Source organism: Paenibacillus andongensis, assembly GCF_025369935.1.
Lineage (GTDB): Bacteria > Bacillota > Bacilli > Paenibacillales > NBRC-103111 > Paenibacillus_E > Paenibacillus_E andongensis.
In genome coordinates, this window is sequence record NZ_CP104467.1 from 993,653 (window position 1) to 1,020,147 (window position 26,495).

The following is a 26,495-nucleotide window of genomic DNA, read 5'->3' on the forward strand; positions in this document are numbered from 1 at the left end:
ATTGTTACTGGATGAACGCAGCCTCGAATTGCTCGATACGACTTGCTAAATCTTCTGGAAGCGGGGTGCCTTTTTGTGTATGAACATCGACATAGACACCGGTGCTGGTAGCGAAGCTCACAAGCTGCTTATTCGCTCGCTTAACAATGGCATACTGCGTTTCAATCGATGAGGTGCCGATCCGGCTCACTTTCATATAAATATCGAGCTCATCGTTAAAATGCGCTTGCGACTTATATTCGACGCTTTGGCTGACGAGAAAAAAGGTTTTATCAGCCAGCTGACCATCCGAATTTGCAAAAAATAACCCCAATCCGTTCATATACTCACAGCGGGCTTGCTCCATGTAAATGACGGAAGAGAGGTGACTCAGGTGCCCATTCGCATCGGTTTCACAGAAACGAACTTTCGTTGGTGTATAAAAGCGGAAGCCCTCTAATTCGAAGTTGTTCATTGTCATTTAGTCTCCTGTAAAATAGGTTTGATACTGCTCGCGAAGCTCGCGTTTCATAAATTTACCGACCGACGATTTAGGTATTTCGTGGAGAAATACAACATCGTCTGGAATCCACCATTTGGCAAACTTATTTTTCAGAAAATTGAGTAAATTCTCTTTGTCGTCATCCGTTTGTACCGCTGCGTCTTTCAGGACGACGAAGGCGAGAGGGCGTTCATCCCATTTGGAATGCGGCACGCCGATGACACAAGCCTCGAACACATTCGGATGCGCCATTAATGCGTTTTCTAAATCGAGAGACGAAATCCATTCCCCACCGCTTTTGACCAGATCCTTGGCTCTATCCACCAGCTTCACAAATCCCTCAGCATCAATAACCGCGATATCTCCGCTGTAAAACCAACCGTCCTGGAACGATTCCTGCGTTCGGGCATCCTTGTAGTATTCCGCAGCTACCCATGGCCCGCGCAGTAGGATTTCGCCCATTTCCTTCCCATCCCAAGCTACCTCACCCCGAGGTCCAACGATTTTCATATCAAGTCCAGGCACAAGCAAGCCCTGAGTAGCTCTCGCATCGTACTGTTCATCGTATGAGGCATCTTCCTGATAGCTTTTGAGTCGGGCAACGGTAACGAGAGGACACGTCTCTGTCATCCCGTACGCATGATAGAATGGCACCTTGAGCCGCTGTTCGTAGCTTTCGATCAGACTGCGCGGGGCAGCAGATCCGCCACAGACGACTGCACGAAGGGATGATAAATCCACTTGCAGTAATTCCTGCACCTTAAGTGCGGCCGTCCATACCGTAGGAACACCAGCAGCAATCGTCACTTTCTCGTCTGCGATCAAACGAAGGAGGATGTCCGGTGTCGGGGAAGGTCCCGGAAGCACTTGCTTGCTGCCGAACCAGACAGACGCGAATGGAAGTCCCCAAGCATTGACGTGAAACATCGGCACAATAGGAAGAACCGAGTCTCGTTCAGAAAGGCCCAGTGTATCCGCCAATCCGATGGAGAGGGAATGCAGATAGATCCCGCGATGGGAATACACCACACCTTTGGGATTGCCGGTTGTCGCAGAGGTATAACAGATGCCTGCGGGAGCGCTTTCATTTATGTCGGAATCGTATGTATAGTGCGGGTCTCCGCCCTCTATCATGTTCTCATATAAATAGACGGGATGTAAAGAAGTAGGCGGCAATTCCTTTTTATCCGTCATCAAAATATAGCCTTCTATTGTCGTAAGTTGATGCTGAATTTTCTCGATGATAGGGAGTAAGGTCTCATCAACGAAGAGAAAACGATCTTCCGCATGATTAAGAATATACGCAATATGCTCAGCGGGGAGGCGGATGTTGACCGTGTGCAGCACAGCCTCCATGCAGGGGATGGCGAAATAAGCCTCTAGATGCCAGTGGTGATTCCAGGCAAAAGTAGCAACCCGATCTCCGGGTTTCACACCAAGTGCTTGCAAGGAGCTGGACAATTGCTTAGCTCGTCTCCCAAAATCGGCGTAAGTATACCGAAGGGTGCCGGTGCTTGTACGTGAAACAACCTCTTTTTTGGGGAACAAGGTTTGTGAACGTTCGAAGAGAGAGCGCAGCGTTAATGGGAAATTTTCCATGTGGAGCACCTCCGGAGATTGTCTGATTCTATTGTAATATATAAGCCGGGGGGACAGGATATGTCCAAAAACAAGCGTTTTGTAAATAAAAAACCGACTCCAGCGCATGTGGACCATGCAGATGAAATCGGTTTAACGCTATCAACTCTTACGCATTCAAAATAAACTTTTCAATAACATGTCTGACGCCATCGTCGTTATTGCTCTTCGTCACATAGTTCGCCAGCTCCTTGAGCTGCGGCAGTGCGTTGTCCATGGCGACGCCAAGTCCAGCGACTTCCAACATTTCACGGTCATTCCAAGCATCGCCCAGGGCAATAACGTCATCTAAAGAGCAGCCGATATGCTCGGCGAGGAAAGTGATCGCATGTCCTTTGGTACCTTCCTTGTGCATGAATTCCAAGTAGTGCGGTTTGGACTTCGTAATGTGCAGCTTGTCACCTAACAGAGGCAGCAGCTCTTCGCGCAGCTGGTCGCATACTTCCGGTGTATCCACGATAAGCATCTTAGGCTGCGGGATATCAATCCATTGGCGCAGATCACCAATGATATAAGGCGTTTTGGAGAGACGCACGTAGGCTTTAATCTTATCGTTATCTTCACCTGCATAAAGCTGATCCCCATGGTAAAGCTGAAGATGAAGATTGCGTTTTTCACAGAAATCGAGCAGAAGGCGCGCGCTTTCCACTGGAACTGTACGCTCGTAGAGGACTTCCTCATCAAGTAGATTTTTGATCAAGGCTCCCTGATAAGTGATAATCGGAACATTGAGCCCGATCTGATTGGCAATCTTGGCGGCGGATGGGAAGCTTCTTCCCGTTGCAATCGTTACGGTTACGCCTTTGGCAACGGCCTTGTGCATAGCCTCAATAGTTTCTTGTGAGATGGTTAGATCATCACGCAGCAGCGTATCATCTAAGTCAGCGGCAACTAGTTTGTAAGTCATGTAGTTCTCTCCGATCCGATAAGTAGTCTATATGAAAAATTCTGCTATAAGCATACCCGAATTACTTTGGAATTGCTACAATAAAGCATACCGTTGATTGGTTAAAAAGGAGGCACGTAACCGATGGCATCCCCTTATACGGACAAGCTGGAGATTTGGTTAAGAGCTCACCGCAACACGGCAAATGCGCCAAGTATGGAAGCCTACATGAAAAACCATTTCCCATTTCTCGGGATCCGAAATCCAGAACGAACAGCATTGACCAAGCAATTCACGAAGGAACATGGCTTCCCCAAGGGTGAGGAGGGGGTCAGAGTTGCCAAAGAGCTCTGGGAGTTGCCTGAGCGCGAGTTTGCTTATACGGCATTATTGGTCCTTACTGGGCTGCGAAAAACCGCTGAACGGGAGCATATCGATGTCTTGGAGCATTTCATCGTGACCAAATCGTGGTGGGACACCGTGGATATGATTGCTGATCACTTAATCGGCTTTCACTTGCAGCGGTTTCCTGAGTTGATTCCATCCTATGTGGATAAGTGGCTAGCTTCAGATCATATGTGGCTGCAGAGAACGGCGGTATTGTTCCAACTAAAATATAAACAACGGACGGATGTACCGCTTCTGTTTAGTTGTATCAGACGAATGGCCGATTCGAAGGAATTCTTCATCCGCAAAGCGATTGGCTGGGCGCTTCGCGAGTATTCAAAGACAGACCCCGCGGCGGTGCAGTCTTTCGTTGCAAGTACGGAGCTTTCACCGCTAAGTGTGCGGGAAGCTTTGAAAGTGATTCATCGTAAGGAGAAATGAAATAGGAGATCCACAGAGGATGAAAGGTCCTTGTGTGGATCTTTTTTTATTTCCAGAAATTCATGCAATGTCATCTTAACTGACGCATACAATGATTAAATCAAATTTTTGTCAAGTATATTGACATAGTGATGACATTCGAGTAAAGTAATTAAAATTCTTTAAAAGCGCGTTACGAGATTGAAAGAAGAAGGAGAGATGGAAGATGAATAACATGCGGGCTAACGATCTATTAGCGAGATTACCCAAGGTTGATCTTCACTTGCACTTGGATGGCAGTGTGAAGCCAGAGACGATTCTGGATCTCGCTCGTAGGCAAGGCATTGAACTTCCTGTTTATGATAAAGACGGACTCATTCCACATATGCGAGTAGGCGAGGAGTGCGGAAGTCTCATTGAATATCTAAGTAAATTTGATTTTACTACCCGGTTTTTGCAATCTGCTGAAGCCTTGGAACGGGTTGCCTACGAGGTCGTCGAACAGTCTGCTGAACATAATTGCAGATATGTGGAAGTTCGTTTCGCACCGCAGCTGCATAGGAACAACGGTTTGACGGTTGAGGAAACGATTCATCATGTGGTAGAGGGCATGAAGCGGGGGCAGCGGGATTTCGGTGTAAGAGTCGGCGTCATCGCGATCTGCATGAGAAATCATTCGTGTGAAAGCAACCTAGAAGTGATCGAAGCGGCGGCTAAATATGTGGGGAAAGGCTTAGTTGCTGTCGACTTAGCTGGAGATGAGGCGTCTTATCCGCCGGAATGTTTCCGGGAGGTTTTTGCGGAGTCAGGAAGACTAGGTATTCCTGTCACCATCCATGCCGGAGAAGCGGCGGGAGCGAAGAACGTGTTTGAAGCCGTAACGAACCTCGGCGCTGCTCGCATTGGGCACGGTGTTCGATTGAAGGAGAACAGAGCCATATTGGAAATGGTCAAGGATCGCCGTATCCCACTCGAGATGTGCCCGATCAGCAACATCCAAACGAAGGCCGTCTCCGGATGGGAAACGTATCCGATTCGTGAATATTTGGATCAAGGGCTGGTCGTAACGATTAATACGGATAACCCCAGCGTATCAGGAACCAATATTACAAATGAATACCGAGTGCTCAAAGACCGCTTTGGCTTCACGACACCAGAGCTGGTTAAGTTGATCATGAATGGCGTAGATGCCGCATTTATGGAGGAGCATGATAAGCTGTCATTAAGACGTGAGATGGAAGATGAAATGAGTAGTTTAGGCGTGCTCAACTAGCAGTCTCATGCGAGAAGAATAAAGTATAAGTAATCCAATCTGCATCTCATAGTAGTATCTCCATCCCTTAGAATACAAGTGCAATAACCTACAACCAGTGTATAAGCTGTAAAGATATTTTTCATCGTTACAGATGCGAGGGGATGTGGAATCGTGTCAGTAACGATGTTTTTCATTCTTACAGACGAGAAAAAAGCAGTTTCATGCGCTGAGCGAGGCTGTAAAGATATTTTTCATCGTTACAGATGCGAGGGGATGTGGGATCGTTTCTGTAACGATGTTTTTCATCTTTACAGACGAGAAAAAAGCAGTTTTATGCGCTGAGCGAGGCTGTAAAGATATTTTTCATCGTTACAGATGCGAGGGGATGTGGGATCGTTTCTGTAACGATGTTTTTCATCTTTACAGATGAGAAGATAACGGATTGGTATCTAACGAGCGAGTGATAGCAAAGAGAAGTCGTTCCCCATGCTCAAACGTCAAGACATCATTCCCGAAGAGTGGTATCTTTAAAGTATAGGGCGAATTTCAACGGGATGGTTAATTGATAGTACGTCCGTTTGTCGTAAGGGGGCTGTAAATGGAAACGTATATTATTACAGGTGGTTCAAAAGGACTCGGCGCTGCGATCATCCAGCAGCTTCTGCAGCAGGGAGCTGCGATTCACTGCATTTCCCGCAGCGACAGTGAAGCTTTGCGCCAAGAGGCGCTGCGCGCGGAAGGTACGCTTACCTTCCACGCTTACGACTTGGCGGACACGCAAGGGCTGGATTCGCTCGTGGAGCGAATCCTCAGCACGGTGGATGAAGCGGATTCCATCACGCTCATCAATAATGCTGGCCTGCTCGAGCCGATGACGTCGATCGGCCGAGCAGACCCTGTTGACCTGCAGCGCAGCCTGCAGGTCAATCTCATCGCGCCCGCGTTGCTGACGAACAGCTTCATTCGGCTCACGCAGACTTGGCCGATTGTGAAGCGGGTCGTGGGCATCTCCTCGGGCGCGGGGAGAAAGCCCTACCCCGGCTGGGGTGCCTACTGCACCGCCAAAGCCGGGCTTGACATGCTGACGCGCTGCGTGGGCGTGGAGCAGATGAATGAGCCGCACCCGGTGGAGATTTACTCCGTCGCTCCGGGTGTGGTTGACACGGATATGCAGCGGGAGATCCGCGCTGCTGCGGAAGTGGACTTCCCGCAGGTGAACCGTTTCATCCAGCTCAAAGAGCAGGGCGAGCTGCAATCGCCTGAAGCGACTGCCAGGCAATTGCTCAACCTGCTCCAAACAAATGCTTTCGCGCAAGGCGAGATTGCCGATCTGCGCACAAAAAAGCCCGAATCGTCAGCATGATTCGGGCTTTTACTATACTATTGAATACTCCCAGACACAGAAGGACCTGATGACAGCTCTGAAGTACAGAACTTACAACGTGTAGCTTGTACGGGAATTTCGGACAAGCAGTGCGGACAAGATTTGGATGTTACCACTTTTTCTTTCGGTTCTTCCTTTTTACGGAACTTGCTAAGCTGTTTGACCACTATAAAAATAACAAGTGCAACAATTAAGAAATCTAAAAAAGTAGAAATGAATTGTCCATATTTAAGAACAGGGGCGCCCTTGTCTGCAGCAGCTTCTGCAATGGTATTATAGTGTTTACCATTTAATGAAATAAACAACTCATTGAAGTTAACTCTGCCCAGCAATAGCCCAATTGGTGGCATGATAACGTCATTCACGATCGACGTAATGACCTTCCCGAAGGCCCCCCCGATAATAACCCCTACAGCTAGATCTACCATATTCCCTTTGAAAGCAAAATCTTTAAATTCCTTCAGCATCGCTTCGCTTACCCCCATGAGAAAATAATTGTTAGTATTGTAGCATATTTGATTGCACGCAAACAATTGGGGGTAGATTTCGGCTTATCCGTTCAAGGCATTTTTGAGCTGTGGCGATCAAATCAGGTTTGCTTAATGAATATTTCGCTAAGCGCCTCGATTAATATTATATGATCCTCAGACGTCCCGACTGAAATCCGCACATGATTAGGAAGGTTCCAAGCTCCGCCATAACGAATAATAATTCCTTTATTCATCAGCTTTTCATAGATGTTTTTAGCGTCCGGGCCAAGCTCAACCAAGAGGAAGTTACTCATACTGCGTGTGAAATTTAAACCCAATCCCTGCAAGCTATCATATAATTGCTCTCTCCCGCGAGCGTTCATTTCACGTGTCGCCTCAAGATGCTGATCATCCCTAATTGCCGCAGTAGCGCCAACCTGGGCTAATGCATTCACATTGAAGGGTTCTTTGACCTGACGAATACTATGCAAAATGCTTGCGGCCGCGATGCCATACCCAACACGTATGCCAGCCAATCCGTATATTTTGGAAAAGGTTTGTGTGACGACAATGGGGTAGCCCAAACGTACAAGCTCCAACCCATCACAATAATCATCTGCAGTTACAAAGTGACTATAAGCCCCATCGAAAATAACAAGCACATGGGAAGGGAGCTCATCCATAAGCCGATGTAAATCCTGTTTCTTCATATATGTGCCTGTTGGATTGTTAGGTGAGCAAATATAAAGTAGCTTGGTTTGTTCCGTTACAGCAGCTAGGATATCGTCAATATCATAACGGTAATCTTCGCGAAGCGGTACTTGCACAACACGAGCGCCCATTAAATTAGCCCCGAATTCATATTCGCTAAACGTTGGAGAAGGAACAATAATCTCATCCCCTGGTTCCAAAAATGTCTCCGAGATCAGCGTGATGAGTTCATCGGCCCCATTAGTTATGAGGACTTCATCAGAAGAAAGCTGTAATTTCTCCGCTATTGCTCCCCTAAGATCAACTGTGTCAGCGTCTGGGTAGCGATGGATATCGGTCAAATAAGATTGAATGGCTGTTAGTGCCAGTGGTGAAGGGCCGATAGGATTTTCGTTAGAAGCAAGTTTGGTGACCTTTTCGATACCTAATTCTCGTTGAACTTCCCAAATGGGTTTCCCAGGAGAGTAAGGCTTCATGCGTGAAAGGACACTGCGTGGGCGAATGTGTTTAATTGTCCGACTCATAATAATCACTCCCATTTCATTTAGAAAAAATAATTTAATACGTTACTATAATAATACATTAACTCGTTAAAGTAGTAAAGTAAAAATAAACTCCATGTCCCATTTTTTGGAGAACATAGTATAATACCCGTATAAGGAAAATTCTTACTAGGGGAAGGGACTGCAGCATGATGGGGAAAAATAGATTTGGTATCCGTTCCAAAATTATGATTGGGTATATGTTCATCATTGTCTGTTTAACCATTTCATTTGTATTAGTCAATTCTCAGGTGATTTCCATGCAGAAAGATAGAAATTATATCATCGAGCATGATTTTGCTGTTCATAATGAAACGAATCGTATCGAAAAATATGTGATGGATATGGAAAGCGGGCAGCGGGGCTACTTACTTACGGGTGTGCTCAGCTACTTAGAACCTTACAATGTAGGAGAGTCGAAATGGAGGGAATCCTACAGCCGTCTCAGCCAGCTAACTCGAGGTAATCCTATACAGGAGCAAAATCTTTCTTCCATTAAGGCGTCAATCGAACGATGGCTGCAGCAGAGCGGAGGAAACTCCCTATCATCAACGAGAAATAACGTAAATAACGAAACAAATTTTGATTATAATTTTTTACTGGGGAAGCAAATTATTGATGACATACGCTCACAGTTGGATCGCTTTCGCAGCGTCGAAATGGGTCTTACGAAGGAAAGAGCGGCACACTTAGATGCACAGAATCAAATGCTTACCAAGTCTTTATTCGCCATGTTAACGCTTGTTGTTATATTTTCAATGGCCGCATCCTTATTAATTTCCCGATCTATCGTAGGGACGATTAAGCAAGTAACAAGAAGTATTTTGAATTTAAGTTCATCGAAGAGAGATCGTTCTAAACGTATACAAGTTACTATGAATGATGAGGTAAAAGATCTTGCGGAAGCAACGAATGTTCTGCTTGAGAATCAAGAAGAGATGGAGTGGCAGCAGCGAAAATTAACGGAAGTCGTTCATATGCTTCAAGGAATTTCGGATCTAGAAACACTTGGGAAATCTTTTATAAGTAAAGCGGCTGAGCTGTTTGACGCTTCTTTCGGCATTCTTTATCTTCGTTCTTCTTATGAAGGCAAGGATTCTATGGTTAAGTTAGCTTCTTATGCGGTCATGGGGGGGAGCGATGGCATTGGAGTTTATCACTTCCAATTGGGTGAAGGACTAGTCGGTCAATGTGCGGTAGAGAAGCGAATGTATCACCTAACCAATGTACCAGATAGTTACATTACCCTATCGTCTGGACTCGGAGCTGCGAAGGCTAAAAGTGTTTTGATCGTACCCATTTTACATAACAATGAAGTTATTGCTGTCATGGAGCTGGCCTCTTTTGATAAATTTACTTCGCTGCAGCTCGAGCTGCTTGAAGATATTCTCGAAGTATTAGGGACAATTGTACATAGTGTGCAAACGCGTGTTGAGGTTGAGCGGCTTCTAAAAGAATACCAGATCATGACGGAAGAACTTCAAATGCAACAAGAAGAACTGCACATGACGAATGAACAGTTGGAGGAACAGAATCGCTATGCGGAAGAACGGTCACGGGAACTAGAGAATATTAAAGCATCTTTTGAAGAGCATGCGATTCAGCTGCAGCAAAGTTCTCAATATAAATCGGAATTTTTGGCGAATATGTCACATGAACTACGTACTCCATTAAATAGTGTGCTTATTCTTTCCCAAATGCTCCAAGAAAATAAGCAGGGTTCGTTGACCAAAGAAGAGCAAGAGTACGCCCGGGTCATTCATTCTTCAGGGAATGATCTTCTGCATCTGATTAACGATATTCTCGATCTATCCAAAGTCGAAGCTGGCAAATTAGATATTCATGTCGGTGAAATGAATGTATCAGAGCTTCCTGATATATTGAAAAGTCAATTTGACAAGGTGGCCGAACAGCAAAATCTCACTTTCAACATTTCACGCGATTCACAGGTACCAGACATTTTCTATACAGATGAACAACGATTATCCCAAATTATTAAAAATTTACTCTCGAATGCCTTTAAATTTACACATAAGGGCTCCGTTCAGGTGATTTTGAGTATGTGCAGCGAGGAGCAGATTAGAGAGTTTCTGCCATTGGCTAAACATAAACAAGTTATGGCCCTATCCGTCAAAGATACAGGGATTGGGATATCTCCTGAGAAGCAGCAACTGATCTTTGAACCGTTTCGCCAGGCGGATGGAACAACGAATCGTAAATACGGAGGGACAGGCCTTGGGTTATCGATAAGCCGTGAATTAGCCCGACTTCTCGGTGGCAGGGTTATCATGCAAAGCGAAGAGGGGGTTGGAAGTACCTTCACGCTTTATGTTCCATCATTAGAGCAAGTCTTTAACGAGACTGAATCTATGCAGAAGGAAGCTGCAGCAGCGTCTTCCCCGATGATAAGTGACTTTCTGCTTAGGGATGCCTATAAGAAAGCTGCTGATCCAGCAGAGAGGAACAATTTCAGCGGAAGAAAAGTACTTGTCGTCGACGATGACGTTCGGAATGTGTTCGCTCTAAGCAATGCTTTTGAGAAAGAAGGCATACTGGTTAGCGTTGCCCATAATGGACAAGAATGTTTGGAGATCATGAAGCAAGATCAAGATATCGACCTCATACTTATGGATATCATGATGCCTGTTATGGATGGTTACGAAGCCATGCGGATGATTAGGAAAGATACCCGATTTGAAAAAGTGCCGATTATCGCATTGACGGCCAAGGCCATGAAACAGGATAGAGACATTTGCTTGCAAGCAGGAGCTTCTGATTATATTAGCAAACCGCTTAATTTAAGCCAATTGATGTCCCTTATGCGTGTATGGCTGACCAAATAGAAAGACCTTTGACTCTATCCATTTTTGGATGCGGTCAAAGGCCTTTTTATTTTATGTGATTAATCATTAATATAATAACTTATTTCTTCAAGTCCAAACGCACATCGCGACCATCGTCTTGTACAGATAGCTCTTTACCAGCAGTTTTCAGGGAATTTGCGTACTTCACCCAAGCGTCCAGCATGATCGCGCCATCTTTCCAATCCTTCACTTCTCCGAATACCGTAAAGCCATCGCCACTGCCAGTAGCCATGAAATCATTGGTTGTTACTTTGAATGTACGGTCAGTATTAAACTTGCCATCGACATAGATAGGAGTGCCATCTACCAGGGTGATTTTGGAATATTTCTCACCGAGCGGCTTCGTGCTGTCCCATTCAACTTTCAAACCTGAGAATTGAATAGCCGGAAGATTGGAATACTTGTCCGTAACTTCGAGCGCTTTTTTGATTTGTTCAGCAGTCATTGTCCCCGTAACGTTGTAATTGCCGAAAGGGAACACTTCAAACATTTTGCTGTAAGTCAGCTCACCTTTGTCTACATCAGCGCGAATACCGCCAATATTAGTGAAGGCAATATCGGATTTCTCAGAAGCGCGCATGGCATCTGTGATGCTGTTTCCTAATTGGGAAGCGCCGTCGCGGTCAACTCCGCCATTGACTGCAAAACGGAAAGATTTACGAGTTAGCGGCTCTGCAGCAACGACTTCAACTTCTCCGGATTTCGCCGAAATTTTGGCTTTATAATCCTCTACCGTTTGGTGAATCTTCGCGTCAGCCGTTGTCAGGTTCGTATATGTTTCTAGCAAGCTTGCATTCGAGGATACGACTTGCTTTGTGGATTTATCTACAAACAATTGAATGTGTCCAACCGCATACAGCCAGCTTTGAGCCTCAACTACAGGAATACCATTCACGATACCGGCAACACGCATATGGGAGTGACCGCCAACAATCGCATCAAGGGTACCATTCCCAGTACCTTTTGCAAGATCAGCAAGCTCACTAATGATTTCAGCAGACTTTTGGTTTTGCTCACCTGGTAGGTGGGAGGTAACCATAATGATGTCTACACCTTTAGCGCGCAGCTCGGCAGACAATTCTTTAGCCATTGGAATAGGATTTACAAAGGAAAGGCCTTCAATGTTTGTTGACTTTGTTGTCGTAGTCGTTTGTGGTGTTGCGAAACCGATGATACCGATTTTCAGGCCATCTTTTTCAACGATCACGTAGGGCTGTGTCCAGTCAACGCGTTTACCTGTTTTATCATCAATAATATTTGCCCCGAGAATAGGGAATTTAGCTTTCTTAATATTATCGATCAGTACGTCACGACCGAAGTCGAACTCATGGTTGCCGATAGCCGCGGCATCATATTGCACTTGCGCCATCGTATCCATCACGGATTGACCATTTGTCGTATTGGAAATCAGTGTTCCTTGCCATGCGTCTCCGCCGTCAACAACGACCGTTCCTTTTGGATTTACAGCACGGAAATCGGTCACGATACCGCCGAGTGTTTCGATACCGCCTTGACCTTGATTTCGCTTTTTATCAAAGCCGACTTCGATTTTACCGTGAATATCGTTCGTAGTTAAAATATCAACCACTTTAAATAAAATAGGCTTAAGTGCTTTAGCTACTTCATCACGTGTTACTTCCGCAGTAGGATTGAAGTTACCGTCAAGGGTAGGTGTGAAAATTCCGCTGATGACAGCATATGCCACATAAGGGCGGGATTCTTTAGCGATGGAGGAGGAATCTTTGAAGTAGTTCAACACATTCTCGTTCACTTTTGGCAGTTGGCCGCCAGTTACGACTTTAACGATTAACTCAGCAAGCTCTTGACGAGTAACGGCAGCATTTGGGTGAAACGTACCGTCAGCAAAGCCGCTAATGAGTTTAGCTGCAACGGCATTCGCAACCGCCTGTTTTTGCCAATTCGCAAGGTCCGTGAACGTGACAGAACCAAGATCTGCACTTTTCAGCTTGGCAGCACGGTTAATCATTGTTACCACTTCCGCACGAGTAGCGGCATTTGCTCCACGGTAGTCCGAATCCCCGTAGCCCTCAATAGCGCCGTTATCAATGGCAAGACGCATGTCTGACTTCATTGAAACAGGAGAAGAGGGAGCTGCTGTTTCGGCAAATGCTAGACTGCCAGCGAAAGAGCTAGTAAGAACGGTAACAAGAGCGAGCGCTGTAAGGCGGGTGGTCAATGTTTTTTTCATGTGTTAAAAATTCCTCCTTCAAATTAATAGAACCTCGGTTAATAAACCCATCTATTAGTATAAGGGGAAATGGTAGATTTTGAGAAGTAAAGAAATTATTATAATATGAAACAAGGATAAACGACTCCGTCGTCCTTCAGGACGAGCGCGTTTGTCAAGGTAGATGCGAAGCAAAAGTATAAAGCTTATACTTTCTTATCTACGAACAAAAAAAGCCATTAACCTTTCAGAGGTTACGTGGCTTGGCGTTCCGTATAAACTTCAAAATGATAGATTGTATTGCGTGTCAGTACCCGGAAATCCATTCCGTCCAGATCTATTGCTTGAACTCTAGTTGTTTTGAAAGGTATATATTGATGGACGCCTGATAGGATCATTGGGCACCCAACTTCAGTAGGGTTCATTTCACGAAATGTATGCCCTTGTATTTCATCAAAATTGAATCGTTCTGATCGATGCTTGGGCGTAATCCCATCCACTTCATAGATTTGAAGAAGCTTTAGTAATCTCATAATCGTACTCCCCTACTTCATCTTCTTTCTACTCTAGTATACACTGACTTTGTTTCTAAGGCGAAATCTACGAACCTAACATAAACCTAATAAAGATCTGACACTTTCCTAGATTCCAAAATATACAATTGATTCATTGATATTGGGGGTGTTGGATGGGATGATGCACGCAAAAATCCTTGTCGGAGAAAAAGAAGTTATTATGTTTTATGAATCTAAGTATCAGGATCATTTACAGATAGCGGCCCAAACCATCATGAAGCATTTATCCAATGCACAGGTGAGAAAAGTATTTGATGATATTGGTTTGGTCAATATTACGAATAAAGAAGTCACACTCTTCTCGTTGGATGGTGAAATGGAAACGCTTAGTATGACTTAAAGACAGTCTAGCCCTCTCTTCCTCTTTTCGCTACAATAGAAGGAGATGAATAGAGGAGGTTATGTACAGATGGCAGTTTTGAAAATGGAGCATGTTGGTGTAATGGTAGCGAACTTGGAAGCATCGATTCGTTTCTATGAAGAAGTGATTGGACTTAAGCACAAAAGTACCTTGCTGCATACAAATGGTGTGATCAAACTTGGTTTTCTTGGCTTTGAAGTATTAAACGAAACTGAAGTTGAATTAATAGAGGGTTATAACGCGGGTTTACCGCAAGAAGGCAAAGTTCATCATTTGGCTTTTACTGTGGATGATATTGAAGCGGAATTTACAAGAATCAAAGGATTGGGAGTCGAACAGTTGGATGCTGAGATTACGACCCTTCCGAATGGCTCCGGATACTTCTTCTTTAATGGTTTAGATGGAGAGCGAATCGAGTTCTTTCAACCTAAGCGTTGAGTCGTTGATGATACGGTAGATTCGCTTCCCTTCATTACAATGGATTACAGCTTCAGAGGATGCAGAGGGACTGCATCCTCTTTTTGTTTAGATATTTATGTAGGAACAATTCAAAACAATTGCAATTGCGGAACATTTCCAAAGGGGTTGTAATTGGTTTCTCAACGTGTTACATTATTCCTCGCTGCTTTGAAGCGGCGAATCATCATGAGTCATTACATGGGACTTGCATTCAAACAGCAACCTATGTTACTATGGCTTTCCGACAGTGAACGACAGAGATTGACAAGAAAAAAAGTGCTTGCAATTGATGAACGAGCTGTGGTATATTACTTCTCGCTGCTTCGGTAACACGGCAGTGAATGAAAGAAATTGATCTTTGAAAACTGAACAACGAGTGAGTAAGCACGAACGAGAAATCGTTCAAAAAAGAGATTGCAAAATCTCGCTAGCAACGCAAATGAGCAATTAAGCTTTCAAATAGTTTTTCTATTATGGAGAGTTTGATCCTGGCTCAGGACGAACGCTGGCGGCGTGCCTAATACATGCAAGTCGAGCGGATTTATCCTTCGGGATAAGTTAGCGGCGGACGGGTGAGTAACACGTAGGTAACCTGCCTATAAGACCGGGATAACTATCGGAAACGATAGCTAAGACCGGATAACTGGTTTTCTCGCATGAGAGAATTATGAAACACGGAGCAATCTGTGGCTTATAGATGGGCCTGCGGCGCATTAGCTAGTTGGTGAGGTAACGGCTCACCAAGGCGACGATGCGTAGCCGACCTGAGAGGGTGAACGGCCACACTGGGACTGAGACACGGCCCAGACTCCTACGGGAGGCAGCAGTAGGGAATCTTCCGCAATGGACGCAAGTCTGACGGAGCAACGCCGCGTGAGTGATGAAGGTTTTCGGATCGTAAAGCTCTGTTGCCCTAGACGAACAGCAAGGCGAGTAACTGCGCTTTGTGTGACGGTATAGGAGAAGAAAGCCCCGGCTAACTACGTGCCAGCAGCCGCGGTAATACGTAGGGGGCAAGCGTTGTCCGGAATTATTGGGCGTAAAGCGCGCGCAGGCGGTTAATTAAGTTGGGTGTTTAAGCCCGGGGCTCAACCCCGGTTCGCATCCAAAACTGGTTGACTTGAGTGTAGGAGAGGAAAGTGGAATTCCACGTGTAGCGGTGAAATGCGTAGAGATGTGGAGGAACACCAGTGGCGAAGGCGACTTTCTGGCCTATAACTGACGCTGAGGCGCGAAAGCGTGGGGAGCAAACAGGATTAGATACCCTGGTAGTCCACGCCGTAAACGATGCATACTAGGTGTTGGGGATTCGATTCCTCGGTGCCGAAGTTAACACAGTAAGTATGCCGCCTGGGGAGTACGCTCGCAAGAGTGAAACTCAAAGGAATTGACGGGGACCCGCACAAGCAGTGGAGTATGTGGTTTAATTCGAAGCAACGCGAAGAACCTTACCAGGTCTTGACATCCCTCTGAATACGGTAGAGATATCGTAGGCCTTCGGGACAGAGGAGACAGGTGGTGCATGGTTGTCGTCAGCTCGTGTCGTGAGATGTTGGGTTAAGTCCCGCAACGAGCGCAACCCTTGATCTTAGTTGCCAGCACTTTGGGTGGGCACTCTAAGATGACTGCCGGTGACAAACCGGAGGAAGGTGGGGATGACGTCAAATCATCATGCCCCTTATGACCTGGGCTACACACGTACTACAATGGTCGGTACAACGGGAAGCGAAGCCGCGAGGTGGAGCCAATCCTTATAAGCCGATCTCAGTTCGGATTGCAGGCTGCAACTCGCCTGCATGAAGTCGGAATTGCTAGTAATCGCGGATCAGCATGCCGCGGTGAATACGTTCCCGGGTCTTGTACACACCGCCCGTCACACCACGAGAGTTTACAACACCCGAAGTCGGTGGGGTAACCCGCAAGGGAGCCAGCCGCCGAAGGTGGGGTAGATGATTGGGGTGAAGTCGTAACAAGGTAGCCGTATCGGAAGGTGCGGCTGGATCACCTCCTTTCTATGGAGACTCGGGTCTGATAGACCCAGTCAAGTGCGAAAGCACAAAACAGCTTACTCACTCGTGTTCAGTTTTGAAGGATGAATTTGCCTTCAACTACTTGTTCCTTGAAAACTAGATAACGAAACAAAACGTAAAGTAAGAACTTAGGTTGCTTGATCTTATGATCTTGCGAAATTTTCAAATGTTTTTTTCTAGGTTAAGCTAGAAAGAGCACACGGAGGATGCCTAGGCACTAGGAGCCGAAGAAGGACGTGGCGAACGACGAAATGCCTCGGGGAGCCGTAAGCAGGCTTTGATCCGGGGATGTCCGAATGGGGGAACCCAGCTGTGGTAATGCGCAGTTACTCTATTGTGAATACATAGCAATAGTAGAGGCATACCCAGGGAACTGAAACATCTAAGTACCTGGAGGAAAAGAAAACAAAAGTGATTCCGTCAGTAGCGGCGAGCGAAAGCGGAATAGCCCAAACCAAGGAGCTTGCTCCTTGGGGTTGTAGGACCTCGATGTGGGGTTAGTTCGGTAGGCGAAGAGATCTGGAAAGGTCCGGCATAGAAGGTAAAAGCCCTGTAGCTTAAATCGAACGAAACCCCTAGAGGTATCCTGAGTACGGCGGGTCACGTGAAACCCCGTCGGAATCCGGCAGGACCATCTGCCAAGGCTAAATACTCCCTAGTGACCGATAGTGAAGCAGTACCGTGAGGGAAAGGTGAAAAGCACCGCGGAAGCGGAGTGAAAAAGAACCTGAAACCGTGTGCTTACAAGAAGTCAGAGCCCTCTATATGGGTGATGGCGTGCCTTTTGTAGAATGAACCGGCGAGTTACGTTCCCGTGCGAGGTTAAGCTGAAAAGGCGGAGCCGCAGCGAAAGCGAGTCTGAATAGGGCGCTTGAGTACGTGGACGTAGACCCGAAACCGTGTGATCTACCCCTGTCCAGGGTGAAGGTGAGGTAACACTCACTGGAGGCCCGAACCCACGCATGTTGAAAAATGCGGGGATGAGGTGGGGGTAGCGGAGAAATTCCAATCGAACTCGGAGATAGCTGGTTCTCCCCGAAATAGCTTTAGGGCTAGCCTCGGATGTGGAGTTGTGGAGGTAAAGCACTGATTGGGTGCGGGGCCCGCCAAGGGTTACCAAGTCCAGTCAAACTCTGAATGCCACAAACTTAAATCCGGGAGTCAGACAGTGAGTGCTAAGATCCATTGTCAAAAGGGAAACAGCCCAGACCATCAGCTAAGGTCCCCAAGTGTGTGTTAAGTGGGAAAGGATGTGGAGTTGCACAGACAACCAGGATGTTGGCTTAGAAGCAGCCACCATTGAAAGAGTGCGTAATAGCTCACTGGTCGAGTGACTCTGCGCCGAAAATGTAACGGGGCTAAACACGCCACCGAAGCTATGGCTTGCACGTATGTGCATGGGTAGGGGAGCGTTGTATGTACGTTGAATTCTGACCGTAAGGACAGGTGGAGCGCATACAAGTGAGAATGCCGGTATAAGTAACGAAAAGATCAGTGAGAATCTGATCCGCCGAAAACCTAAGGGTTCCTGAGGAAGGCTCGTCCGCTCAGGGTAAGTCGGGACCTAAGGCGAGGCCGAAAGGCGTAGTCGATGGACAACAGGTGGAAATTCCTGTACCACCGTAGCCGTTATGAGCGATGGAGTGACGCAGAAGGATAGTGACGCGAGCTGATGGATGCTCGTCCAAGCAGTGAGGCTGGTTAGTAGGCAAATCCGCTAACCGTAAGGCTGGGCTGTGATGGGGAGGGAAACTTTAAGTACCGAAGGTCATGAGTTCACACTGCCAAGAAAAGCTTCTAGCCAGGCGAAGGTGCCCGTACCGCAAACCGACACAGGTGGGTGAGAAGAGAATTCTAAGGCGCGCGGAAGAACTCTCGTTAAGGAACTCGGCAAAATGACCCCGTAACTTCGGGAGAAGGGGTGCCTCGGTAGGGTGAATAGCCCGAGGGGGCCGCAGTGAAAAGGCCCAAGCGACTGTTTAGCAAAAACACAGGTCTGTGCGAAGCCGCAAGGCGAAGTATACGGGCTGACGCCTGCCCGGTGCTGGAAGGTTAAGAGGAGTGGTTAGGGGTTAAACCCGAAGCTATGAATTGAAGCCCCAGTAAACGGCGGCCGTAACTATAACGGTCCTAAGGTAGCGAAATTCCTTGTCAGGTAAATTCTGACCCGCACGAATGGCGTAACGACTTGGGCGCTGTCTCAACGAGAGATCCGGTGAAATTTTAATACCTGTGAAGATGCAGGTTACCCGCGACAAGACGGAAAGACCCCATGGAGCTTTACTGCAGCTTGATATTGGACTTTGGTACGATCTGTACAGGATAGGTGGGAGCCTTTGAAGCCTGAGCGCCAGCTTGGGTGGAGGCGCCGTTGGGATACCACCCTGATCGTATCGGAGTTCTAACCTGGTACCGTAATCCGGTATGGGGACAGTGTCAGGTGGGCAGTTTGACTGGGGCGGTCGCCTCCTAAAATGTAACGGAGGCGTTTAAAGGTTCCCTCAGAATGGTTGGAAATCATTCGCAGAGTGCAAAGGCATAAGGGAGCTTGACTGCGAGACCTACAAGTCGAGCAGGGACGAAAGTCGGACTTAGTGATCCGGTGGTACCGAATGGAAGGGCCATCGCTCAACGGATAAAAGCTACCCTGGGGATAACAGGCTTATCTCCCCCAAGAGTCCACATCGACGGGGAGGTTTGGCACCTCGATGTCGGCTCATCGCATCCTGGGGCTGAAGTAGGTCCCAAGGGTTGGGCTGTTCGCCCATTAAAGCGGTACGCGAGCTGGGTTCAGAACGTCGTGAGACAGTTCGGTCCCTATCTGTCGCGGGCGTAGGAAATTTGAGAGGAGCTGTCCTTAGTACGAGAGGACCGGGATGGACGTACCGCTGGTGTACCAGTTGTCTCGCCAGAGGCATCGCTGGGTAGCTATGTACGGAGGGGATAAGCGCTGAAAGCATCTAAGCGCGAAGCCCCCCTCAAGATGAGATTTCCCAGTATGTAAGACCCCTTGTAGACGACGAGGTTGATAGGTTCGAGGTGGAAGTGCAGCAATGCATGCAGCTGACGAATACTAATCGGTCGAGGGCTTAACCAATAAACCTAAGAAATTCAAACCTTTACGCAAGTTTCGTATCTAGTTTTCAAGGCGCAAACACGCTTTGACTGTTTGGTGATGATGGCGGAGGGGACCCACGCGTTCCCATCTCGAACACGACCGTTAAGCCCTCCAGCGTCGATGGTACTTGAACCGCAGGGTTCTGGGAGAGTAGAACGTTGCCAAGCAGTTTTCCCTGATAGCTCAGTTGGTAGAGCACTCGACTGTTAATCGAGTTGTCACAGGTTCGAGTCCTGTTCGGGGAGCCATTTTTTATAACATATCAGGCTTTTCATGGAGAGGTGTCCGAGCTGGCCGAAGGAGCACGATTGGAAATCGTGTAGGCGTCACAAGCGTCTCGAGGGTTCGAATCCCTCTCTCTCCGCCACCTATAAACTTATACATAAGAAAAGCCTGTTTACGAGGCCCGTTGGTCAAGTGGTTAAGACACCTCCCTTTCACGGAGGTAACAGGGGTTCGAGTCCCCTACGGGTCACCATCCATTTTCTAGTAATATCCCATGGAGGCTTAGCTCAGCTGGGAGAGCATCTGCCTTACAAGCAGAGGGTCGGCGGTTCGATCCCGTCAGCCTCCACCATATTTTATCCTTAATCAAATATCATGCTAGTAATGTCGCGGGGTGGAGCAGCCCGGTAGCTCGTCGGGCTCATAACCCGAAGGCCGCAGGTTCAAATCCTGCCCCCGCAACCAAACTCTTACTGAGAGAGTTGTTTTACATAGTGTGGAGCTGTGGTGTAGTGGCCCAACATGCCTGCCTGTCACGCAGGAGACCGCGGGTTCGAATCCCGTCAGCTCCGCCATTTTTTTATTTCTGGACGTGAGTCATTAGCTCAGTTGGTAGAGCACCTGACTTTTAATCAGGGTGTCGTAGGTTCGAATCCTACATGACTCAGTATTTATAGGGATCTTTAGACTTAGTCTAAAGTCTCTCTGATTTCGCGGTCATGGCGGAATTGGCAGACGCGCACGGTTCAGGTCCGTGTGGGCTAACCCCCCGTGGAGGTTCGAGTCCTCTTGACCGCATCATACTTTTAAAAGAAACTCTTCGATAAATTCGAAGGGTTTCTTTTTTTACTTTAATTATCATCTCGCTGCCAAGAAGGTAGGTCGACGCGGCGTGTGGTATTTGATGATTAGCTCATATTCAAATAGCGTGAGATCAGGGGTTCGATCCCGCTAAGTACTTGGGTTTCCGAGTGTTTAGCGGCTTTTCGTGGGTAAATCGTAATGGATTGTCGCTTCAATTTGTCTAAGATCATGAAAAACCTTATAAGGAAGACGGCGGCTCTCTTTTTTTAACCAGTTTTAAACTTTGTCTGCTATAGTCGGAGAATAAAGTTGAGTTTTGTAAACAATTGGGGAGATGGCGCAAATTGGTTAGCGAAAAGGGTTCAGTTGTCACCTAAGTGAATTTGGCGGTTTCGAACTTGGTATTTAGCGTTATTTACATATGACCGCTTGCCTATTCGGAGGCGATCGTTTTACGTGATTAGGTAGAGGGGAATTAATTAGTTAATGGGAGAGAGTATTGCACATGACACAACGATTATCATCAGCCTTATCCGATTACGAGGCAAGGGATGGGAGCCTTCAAGCCGTGCGGGTTTTCGATTCCCAACCTGCATCGGATAAAGTGCTGATCCTTTTACATGGTGTAACTGAGCCGGGAAAATACTTGGTTCCAATGGCTGAATTTATTGCGAACGAGGGGCTTGCCAACGTAGTTGTGCCTGACCTTAGAGGCTACGGCGACAATCCAGCTCGTCGTGGGGATATCGACTATATTGGACAATTTGACGATGATTTGGAGGATTTAGTTGCTTTGATTCGGAAGCGCCGTCCCGATGCCAAAATCATCATGGGTGGACATTCGCTCGGAGGAGGAACTGTCCTTCGGCAGGCTATTAAGCCTGTGGCGAAGGAAATTTATTCGTTTCTGCTGCTCAGCCCTGCACTGAATAACGGCTCGCCGGTGTTCCGAAAAGGGAATACGAACGAATCCATCACCAATGTTCCGCGGATTGTCCTGCTGATGCTCCTGAATAGCGTTGGCATTCGCCGCTGGAACGGCGCAATCGTTTACCGGAGAATGACGCCGAAGGAACAGCTGCATGGCACGGAGTCGCTGAATCTCAGCTTCCGACTGATGTTGTCGCGCGTGCCCGGCAACAACATCGGCGACTACATATCGCGGCTTACCGCAAATTCCTTTATACTCGTAGGCAGCGAAGACGAAGTGTTCGTGCCGGAGGCGTATCAGCCTATATTTGCTAAGCACAGTAAGCTGGGTATTCACATTTTGCAAGGACATAATCACGATCAAATCATTCAAACGGAGCAAGCTTTGGCAACGATCGGACAATGGATGAAGGAACTTTAAGGGGCATATGTGTAAACAACAAAATATAAATGATATGTTCTATTCCTAGTCTTTGTAGCAGCGGGATGGAGGTTATTCATCACCAAGAAAAAGAGTTTTTGTTAATCCTTTTAGGAGGACTAAAGAAAACTCTTTTTTTGTACAAACTCACCCAATTTTAAGTTGACATTGATTATTATTATCACTAATATCAATGATAGTAGTTATAATCGATGGCGGGGAGAGATCGAATTGAAAACGATTAAATACTGCTGTAGAAATGAAAAATTCGGATCCAAACAAATATATAAGTCCTTGAAAAGCGAATATCCAGACCTGAAGCAAAAAAAGAAGGATTGCTTAGGTAATTGTAAACATTGCAAGAAAGAATGTATCGCCATGATCGGTAAAAAGGAGCTGTTGTGTGCTGCTTCGCCTGATTTACTTTATGCTCAAATCAAACAAATTATTGCTGATTCCAAGGCAGAAAGCGTGATGGCTTGAACTTAACCCTTCTGAAATTGTTACTTCCGTTTGTATTTGTATGCGGAGTTCTGGTAATCTTGTATGTATGGGGAATACGCAAGAGATAACTATACAGAAAGGTGTGTGCAACTATGTTAAATGATACACTTACAGAAGCGCTCAATGAGCAGATGAACTATGAGTTTTACTCTGCGCACGTCTACTTGGCTATTGCTGGTTATTGTGCTGCGGAAAGCTTAGACGGCTTTTCCAACTTTTTTATTGTACAAGCTGAGGAAGAGAAATTCCATGCGATGAAAATTTTTAAATTCATAAATGACCGTGGAAAAAAGGTTAGCTTTGCCGGTATGGATACACCTGTCAATGAGTACAAATCGATTTTAGATGCATTTGAACATGCTTATCAACATGAGCAAGAAGTAACAAGACGTATTTATCATCTATCAGATTTGGCATTGAACGATAGAGAACATGCGACTATGCAGTTTTTGAAATGGTTCATTGATGAACAGGTAGAGGAAGAAGCAATGTTCGACAGCATTATTAACAAATTGAAACGTATTGATAAAGACAGTAACGCCTTCTACATGTTGGATGCTGAATTTGCTCAGCGTTCGTTCACGCCACCGGCAGCGGAATAATTACATACGACTTTTTTATGAGCATGAGACTTACCTATTTCGCGAAATTTGGCGAAGGGTAAGTTTTTTTATATTTGCTGGCATACTGCCTGCCAGGAATCCTTTTATATACTAGGAGAAAATGTAAAGGACCGGACGGCATAACCTTCTCAAATGCCACTGAGGCGCTTTACACGCTATCTTACAGCATCAAAGGTCTTTATAAGAAAGAGGAGAAAGACTTTACTGTAGCCAAGCTAGGAGGCTTATGGTGGGTGGATGGAACTGACCGTTATCTCGGATATCAAGTATGAATCACTGCATGAGGGAGCTTGTGTACAAATGCTTCATGTGGGGCCTTATGTAGAAGTGGTGAAGGGGTGACTTTTGCGGTAAAATAGAAGAATATGTCGATATAAACGAGGGGAGAGACGGCAGATGCAGATACGTTTTTTGGCGGGAGCTATAAAAGTCGTTGGCCTACTAGTCATCTTGTTCGGATTTATGTATCCAGCCTCTGCTGTCCAAGCCTCATGGTTGGATCGGGTGAAAGACATCTATCAATTGCCTGAGAATGTGGAACAAATTCAGAAAGACTATGAGTCTACGAAACAGCAATTAGAGGATCAGAAGGACAAGCTTTCCGAAGCCATACGGCATTCGCAAGAAACAGAAGAGCGGCTTCTAGGGCAAAACGAAACGCTTAAAAGGGAAAATGAACAATTGCAAGAGCGCTTGAAGGCCATGGAACAAGTCGATTTAGATAAAGATAAGCGAAATCGGAAATTAACTTATATGGTTGTGACGGCTATTTTGCTGATTGTTTTTTATTTTGTGCTTGGCCGTGTGTTTCGATTCATGGTTTGGCGGAGGCAGAAGCGCGGAATGAGATAGATGTAGTCTACGAGGAGGTCGGCGTGTATGGAGGTATCTTTCGAGGAAGTAAGCTCACATGCAAAGATAGCCACGTTGTGCATCGAACAGGGTGAGTCTGTTCATGTCCTGCATCCGAACCAAATTGTCGCTTTTCAAGGGAAGTCTGAGCAGAGAGAAGATTCTTTCATGAAACTGCCGAGTATGTATAGGAAGAAGCGTTTTGTCCAGTCACGGCTGCATGGTCCTGCCAATGTCATGCTAGGGCTGCCTGAAGGGTATAGCATGGCTGTTATACCAATAGATGCGGATGATGATCTTCTGTATGAATTCCGACATGTTTTATTTTACACAGAGGGAGTCAGCTACGCTTCTCATCTGCAAAATGTTAAGAATACACTGATTACGCAGGATTTCGTGAAAATGCAATTTAGAGGTCCAGGTAAACTAGGTCTTCTGACGGCAGGACCCATTTATCAAATGGCTTTGGATGTTAAGCAGCCCTTATATGTCGATACAAGCTGTCTTGTTGCCTATCCGCGGAACGCTCAGCTGCGTCTGTGTGTGTACGGCAACACATTGGCCAGTCAGCATATGAATTATCATTGGGAAATGACGGGACAAGGCTATGTTCTCATGCAGCCCTGCAAGCCAGATCGTAAATTGGATGAGCATATGAAAAATGACAGTTTATTGCGTCGCATTGCCAAAGAAGTACTGCCGTTTGGCGGGATTTTCATTAAATAAAAAAAGGTAAGAAAAAACATTTGCATTTGTCCTTAATTCCTGATATATTATTCCTTGTCGCCTCGGAGAAACGTTAGCGAGAATGACAGGTAATTGTACGATGCGGAAGTGGCTCAGCGGTAGAGCATCGCCTTGCCAAGGCGAGGGTCGCGGGTTCGATCCCCGTCTTCCGCTCCAATTCATTTGCGCCCTTAGCTCAGCTGGATAGAGTATTTGACTACGAATCAAAAGGTCGGGAGTTCGAATCTCTCAGGGCGCGCCATTTTCATTTAACGCTTCGGGACGTAGCTCAGCTTGGTAGAGCACCTGCTTTGGGAGCAGGGGGTCGCATGTTCAAATCGTGTCGTCCCGACCATCAATCCCTTTATAGTACGCGGGCGTAGTTTAATGGTAGAACTTCAGCCTTCCAAGCTGATCGCGTGGGTTCGATTCCCATCGCCCGCTTAACAGTAAGTGATCAAGACCACCTTCGGGTGGTCTTTTTCTTTTTTAGAGTAAAAGAAAGGGAAGGATACCCCTTATTTAATGCGGTTAGTTCGCTTTTTGGTTTACGGGGCAGTCGGATTAGGATGCCTGTATGAGTGCTTTTTCCTGTTTATAAGTCCGGTAGCTTGAACCTTGGCGTTCAGGCTTCTTCTTTGTGCTGGAAAAAAAACTTGCCAAAACTAATTATATTAGTTAATATGCTAATTAAATTAGGATTCGGAAAGGGATGGTGCTCGACATGTCATTTATTGTATTTATGCTCTTATTTACAGTGTTATGTGGCTGGCTGGAAAGCCGAGTTCTCAATCGCTCGAAAAGGGAGGGAATGTAAATGTTTGCTGGACATTTTGGGCTTGCTGCAGCAGTGAAAGCAAGAACACCGGAGGTGCCGATCTGGGCGCTCATGCTTGTACTCAGCTGCTTGATGTTGTATTCGTACCCTTATTTCTTTCTGGCGCTGAAACGATCGATACAAGCATCGGTACGGGTTATGGGGAAGGGATTATTCACGCTGATTATACACACTCATTAGTTGGGGCATTACTCATTGCTATCTTATCGGGACTATTGGCTTGGAAGTTATGGGGCAAAAGAGGAGGCGCGGCTATAGGAGCGCTTACCTTCAGTCACTGGATACTTGATCTTCTCGTTCATCGTGCAGATATGCCATTCTTACCGGGAAATGCTGGAGGACTTCCATTAGTAGGATTTAGACTGTGGCAGTGGCCGTGGGTGAGTGCTTCTCTTGAGATTATTCTCGTGGTTGCAGGGTCTATTCTTTACTATCGCACACTTCGTAAAACCGCTAAACTGTCAAAACATATGACAACAGACGGTAACTTAATTTGGCGTACACGTCTTGCGGGAGGAGTCATGGCCGTTCTGTTGATTGCTTCTTTTATTTCAGACTTTGTCTTGCATCTATAACTCCGTGGAAACTATTACCACTATGCAAAAGTTGAAACTAACTGTCTAACTATGCTAGTCTAACATAGACAAAAAATGCCGAATCTCGGAGCAGCAAAAGCTCTGGTACGGGGGACTTCTTTATTTGGGGTGAATGAATGCTCAGCTGTTTTAATAAACTGAGCGCGCTAGGGAAACCTCTTCCCGAACCCGTCAACTAACCTCGGAGGCTTCAAGGAGGAACAATTT

18 protein-coding genes, 12 tRNA genes, 3 rRNA genes, 1 pseudogene and 1 riboswitch are annotated in these 26,495 nt (G+C 46.3%); of the genes and pseudogenes, 27 read left to right on the forward strand and 7 right to left on the reverse strand.

Annotated elements, in window-relative coordinates; translation table 11 throughout:
• Positions 1–4: 4 nt before the first annotated feature.
• The 3 genes from NYR53_RS04515 to NYR53_RS04525 form a co-directional block, all read right to left on the reverse strand.
• Positions 5–454 (reverse strand): acyl-CoA thioesterase, encoded by a 450-nt coding sequence (locus NYR53_RS04515; protein ID WP_261304102.1) that lies wholly within the window; start codon positions 452–454, stop codon positions 5–7.
• 6 nt (positions 455–460) lie between these two features.
• Positions 461–2,080 (reverse strand): long-chain fatty acid--CoA ligase, encoded by a 1,620-nt coding sequence (locus NYR53_RS04520; RefSeq protein ID WP_261304103.1) that lies wholly within the window; start codon positions 2,078–2,080, stop codon positions 461–463.
• A gap of 148 nt (positions 2,081–2,228) precedes the next feature.
• On the reverse strand, positions 2,229–3,026 hold the full coding sequence (locus tag NYR53_RS04525; RefSeq protein ID WP_261304104.1) for a Cof-type HAD-IIB family hydrolase: 798 nt from the start codon (positions 3,024–3,026) through the stop codon (positions 2,229–2,231).
• Positions 3,027–3,149: 123 nt separating this feature from the next.
• Here NYR53_RS04525 and NYR53_RS04530 point away from each other — a divergent pair, with 123 nt between their 5' ends.
• The 3 genes from NYR53_RS04530 to NYR53_RS04540 all read left to right on the forward strand — a co-directional run bounded on the left by NYR53_RS04530 (position 3,150) and on the right by NYR53_RS04540 (position 6,430).
• Positions 3,150–3,833 (forward strand): DNA alkylation repair protein, encoded by a 684-nt coding sequence (locus NYR53_RS04530; protein ID WP_261304105.1) that lies wholly within the window; start codon positions 3,150–3,152, stop codon positions 3,831–3,833.
• 205 nt (positions 3,834–4,038) lie between these two features.
• A complete protein-coding gene (gene add, locus NYR53_RS04535) occupies positions 4,039–5,085 on the forward strand; it encodes an adenosine deaminase (RefSeq protein ID WP_261304106.1) in 1,047 nt (348 codons plus the stop codon).
• Between the two features lie 580 nt (positions 5,086–5,665).
• Positions 5,666–6,430 (forward strand): (S)-benzoin forming benzil reductase, encoded by a 765-nt coding sequence (locus NYR53_RS04540; RefSeq protein ID WP_261304107.1) that lies wholly within the window; start codon positions 5,666–5,668, stop codon positions 6,428–6,430.
• 17 nt (positions 6,431–6,447) lie between these two features.
• On the opposite strand, the gene mscL is transcribed toward NYR53_RS04540, so the two are convergent.
• A complete protein-coding gene (gene mscL, locus NYR53_RS04545) occupies positions 6,448–6,918 on the reverse strand; it encodes a large conductance mechanosensitive channel protein MscL (protein ID WP_261304108.1) in 471 nt (156 codons plus the stop codon).
• Between the two features lie 122 nt (positions 6,919–7,040).
• Positions 7,041–8,156 carry a histidinol-phosphate transaminase gene (hisC, locus tag NYR53_RS04550; RefSeq protein ID WP_261304109.1) on the reverse strand — a complete coding sequence of 372 codons (1,116 nt, stop codon included), beginning with the start codon at positions 8,154–8,156 and terminating at the stop codon, positions 7,041–7,043.
• Positions 8,157–8,323: 167 nt separating this feature from the next.
• Between hisC and NYR53_RS04555 the strand changes: the two genes are divergently transcribed.
• Entirely contained in the window at positions 8,324–11,017 is a 2,694-nt protein-coding gene (locus NYR53_RS04555) for a response regulator (protein ID WP_261304110.1), read from the forward strand.
• Between the two features lie 79 nt (positions 11,018–11,096).
• Here NYR53_RS04555 and NYR53_RS04560 read toward each other — a convergent pair whose 3' ends face one another.
• Together NYR53_RS04560 and NYR53_RS04565 are read right to left on the reverse strand one after the other, a co-directional pair.
• Entirely contained in the window at positions 11,097–13,247 is a 2,151-nt protein-coding gene (locus NYR53_RS04560; protein ID WP_261304111.1) for a 5'-nucleotidase C-terminal domain-containing protein, read from the reverse strand.
• Between the two features lie 233 nt (positions 13,248–13,480).
• The gene (locus NYR53_RS04565; protein WP_261304112.1) at positions 13,481–13,759 is read right to left on the reverse strand and encodes a hypothetical protein; all 279 of its coding nucleotides are present in this window, start codon (positions 13,757–13,759) and stop codon (positions 13,481–13,483) included.
• A gap of 160 nt (positions 13,760–13,919) precedes the next feature.
• Here NYR53_RS04565 and NYR53_RS04570 point away from each other — a divergent pair, with 160 nt between their 5' ends.
• From NYR53_RS04570 to NYR53_RS04680, 23 genes and pseudogenes are all read left to right on the forward strand, one after another.
• Positions 13,920–14,141, forward strand: a complete 222-nt coding sequence (locus NYR53_RS04570) for a hypothetical protein (RefSeq protein WP_261304113.1) — start codon at positions 13,920–13,922, stop codon at positions 14,139–14,141.
• Positions 14,142–14,210: 69 nt separating this feature from the next.
• A complete protein-coding gene (locus NYR53_RS04575) occupies positions 14,211–14,600 on the forward strand; it encodes a VOC family protein (protein WP_261304114.1) in 390 nt (129 codons plus the stop codon).
• Between the two features lie 491 nt (positions 14,601–15,091).
• A 16S ribosomal RNA gene (locus tag NYR53_RS04580) occupies positions 15,092–16,633 on the forward strand.
• A 197-nt stretch (positions 16,634–16,830) separates the two neighbouring features.
• Positions 16,831–19,748, forward strand: a 23S ribosomal RNA gene (locus NYR53_RS04585).
• Positions 19,749–19,819: 71 nt separating this feature from the next.
• Positions 19,820–19,936, forward strand: a 5S ribosomal RNA gene (rrf, locus tag NYR53_RS04590).
• Together the 16S, 23S and 5S rRNA genes with 8 tRNA genes alongside form the textbook arrangement of a ribosomal RNA operon.
• A gap of 5 nt (positions 19,937–19,941) precedes the next feature.
• Positions 19,942–20,017, forward strand: a tRNA-Asn gene (locus NYR53_RS04595).
• Between the two features lie 27 nt (positions 20,018–20,044).
• Positions 20,045–20,136 (forward strand) — tRNA-Ser (locus tag NYR53_RS04600).
• Between the two features lie 36 nt (positions 20,137–20,172).
• A tRNA-Glu gene (locus tag NYR53_RS04605) sits at positions 20,173–20,247 on the forward strand.
• 23 nt (positions 20,248–20,270) lie between these two features.
• Positions 20,271–20,346 (forward strand) — tRNA-Val (locus NYR53_RS04610).
• 36 nt (positions 20,347–20,382) lie between these two features.
• Positions 20,383–20,459: transfer RNA gene (locus NYR53_RS04615), tRNA-Met, on the forward strand.
• Positions 20,460–20,492: 33 nt separating this feature from the next.
• Positions 20,493–20,569, forward strand: a tRNA-Asp gene (locus tag NYR53_RS04620).
• A gap of 19 nt (positions 20,570–20,588) precedes the next feature.
• Positions 20,589–20,661: transfer RNA gene (locus NYR53_RS04625), tRNA-Lys, on the forward strand.
• A gap of 46 nt (positions 20,662–20,707) precedes the next feature.
• Positions 20,708–20,792: transfer RNA gene (locus NYR53_RS04630), tRNA-Leu, on the forward strand.
• Positions 20,793–21,303: 511 nt separating this feature from the next.
• Positions 21,304–22,149, forward strand: coding sequence for an alpha/beta hydrolase (locus NYR53_RS04635; RefSeq protein WP_261304115.1), 846 nt, complete (start codon positions 21,304–21,306; stop codon positions 22,147–22,149).
• 231 nt (positions 22,150–22,380) lie between these two features.
• A complete protein-coding gene (locus NYR53_RS04640) occupies positions 22,381–22,632 on the forward strand; it encodes a DUF1450 domain-containing protein (RefSeq protein WP_261304116.1) in 252 nt (83 codons plus the stop codon).
• Positions 22,633–22,745: 113 nt separating this feature from the next.
• Entirely contained in the window at positions 22,746–23,255 is a 510-nt protein-coding gene (locus tag NYR53_RS04645) for a ferritin (RefSeq protein WP_056835583.1), read from the forward strand.
• Between the two features lie 417 nt (positions 23,256–23,672).
• Positions 23,673–24,128, forward strand: a complete 456-nt coding sequence (locus NYR53_RS04650; RefSeq protein WP_261304117.1) for a hypothetical protein — start codon at positions 23,673–23,675, stop codon at positions 24,126–24,128.
• 27 nt (positions 24,129–24,155) lie between these two features.
• Positions 24,156–24,854, forward strand: a complete 699-nt coding sequence (locus NYR53_RS04655) for an AIM24 family protein (RefSeq protein WP_261304118.1) — start codon at positions 24,156–24,158, stop codon at positions 24,852–24,854.
• A gap of 102 nt (positions 24,855–24,956) precedes the next feature.
• Positions 24,957–25,031: transfer RNA gene (locus tag NYR53_RS04660), tRNA-Gly, on the forward strand.
• 8 nt (positions 25,032–25,039) lie between these two features.
• Positions 25,040–25,116 (forward strand) — tRNA-Arg (locus NYR53_RS04665).
• 16 nt (positions 25,117–25,132) lie between these two features.
• Positions 25,133–25,209: transfer RNA gene (locus tag NYR53_RS04670), tRNA-Pro, on the forward strand.
• Positions 25,210–25,227: 18 nt separating this feature from the next.
• Positions 25,228–25,298, forward strand: a tRNA-Gly gene (locus NYR53_RS04675).
• 373 nt (positions 25,299–25,671) lie between these two features.
• Positions 25,672–26,267, forward strand: a pseudogene (locus NYR53_RS04680) (permease).
• 66 nt (positions 26,268–26,333) lie between these two features.
• A riboswitch (cyclic di-AMP (ydaO/yuaA leader) is annotated at positions 26,334–26,493 on the forward strand.
• Positions 26,494–26,495: the final 2 nt, after the last annotated feature.

Coding starts and splice junctions, on each gene's coding strand:
- NYR53_RS04515 (WP_261304102.1), bottom strand. CDS start 454: ATGAACAACTTCGAATTAGAGGGCTTCCGCTTTTATACACCAACGAAA.
- NYR53_RS04520 (WP_261304103.1), bottom strand. CDS start 2,080: ATGGAAAATTTCCCATTAACGCTGCGCTCTCTCTTCGAACGTTCACAA.
- NYR53_RS04525 (WP_261304104.1), bottom strand. CDS start 3,026: ATGACTTACAAACTAGTTGCCGCTGACTTAGATGATACGCTGCTGCGT.
- NYR53_RS04530 (WP_261304105.1), top strand. CDS start 3,150: ATGGCATCCCCTTATACGGACAAGCTGGAGATTTGGTTAAGAGCTCAC.
- add (WP_261304106.1), top strand. CDS start 4,039: ATGAATAACATGCGGGCTAACGATCTATTAGCGAGATTACCCAAGGTT.
- NYR53_RS04540 (WP_261304107.1), top strand. CDS start 5,666: ATGGAAACGTATATTATTACAGGTGGTTCAAAAGGACTCGGCGCTGCG.
- mscL (WP_261304108.1), bottom strand. CDS start 6,918: ATGCTGAAGGAATTTAAAGATTTTGCTTTCAAAGGGAATATGGTAGAT.
- hisC (WP_261304109.1), bottom strand. CDS start 8,156: ATGAGTCGGACAATTAAACACATTCGCCCACGCAGTGTCCTTTCACGC.
- NYR53_RS04555 (WP_261304110.1), top strand. CDS start 8,324: ATGATGGGGAAAAATAGATTTGGTATCCGTTCCAAAATTATGATTGGG.
- NYR53_RS04560 (WP_261304111.1), bottom strand. CDS start 13,247: ATGAAAAAAACATTGACCACCCGCCTTACAGCGCTCGCTCTTGTTACC.
- NYR53_RS04565 (WP_261304112.1), bottom strand. CDS start 13,759: ATGAGATTACTAAAGCTTCTTCAAATCTATGAAGTGGATGGGATTACG.
- NYR53_RS04570 (WP_261304113.1), top strand. CDS start 13,920: ATGATGCACGCAAAAATCCTTGTCGGAGAAAAAGAAGTTATTATGTTT.
- NYR53_RS04575 (WP_261304114.1), top strand. CDS start 14,211: ATGGCAGTTTTGAAAATGGAGCATGTTGGTGTAATGGTAGCGAACTTG.
- NYR53_RS04635 (WP_261304115.1), top strand. CDS start 21,304: ATGACACAACGATTATCATCAGCCTTATCCGATTACGAGGCAAGGGAT.
- NYR53_RS04645 (WP_056835583.1), top strand. CDS start 22,746: ATGTTAAATGATACACTTACAGAAGCGCTCAATGAGCAGATGAACTAT.
- NYR53_RS04650 (WP_261304117.1), top strand. CDS start 23,673: ATGCAGATACGTTTTTTGGCGGGAGCTATAAAAGTCGTTGGCCTACTA.
- NYR53_RS04655 (WP_261304118.1), top strand. CDS start 24,156: ATGGAGGTATCTTTCGAGGAAGTAAGCTCACATGCAAAGATAGCCACG.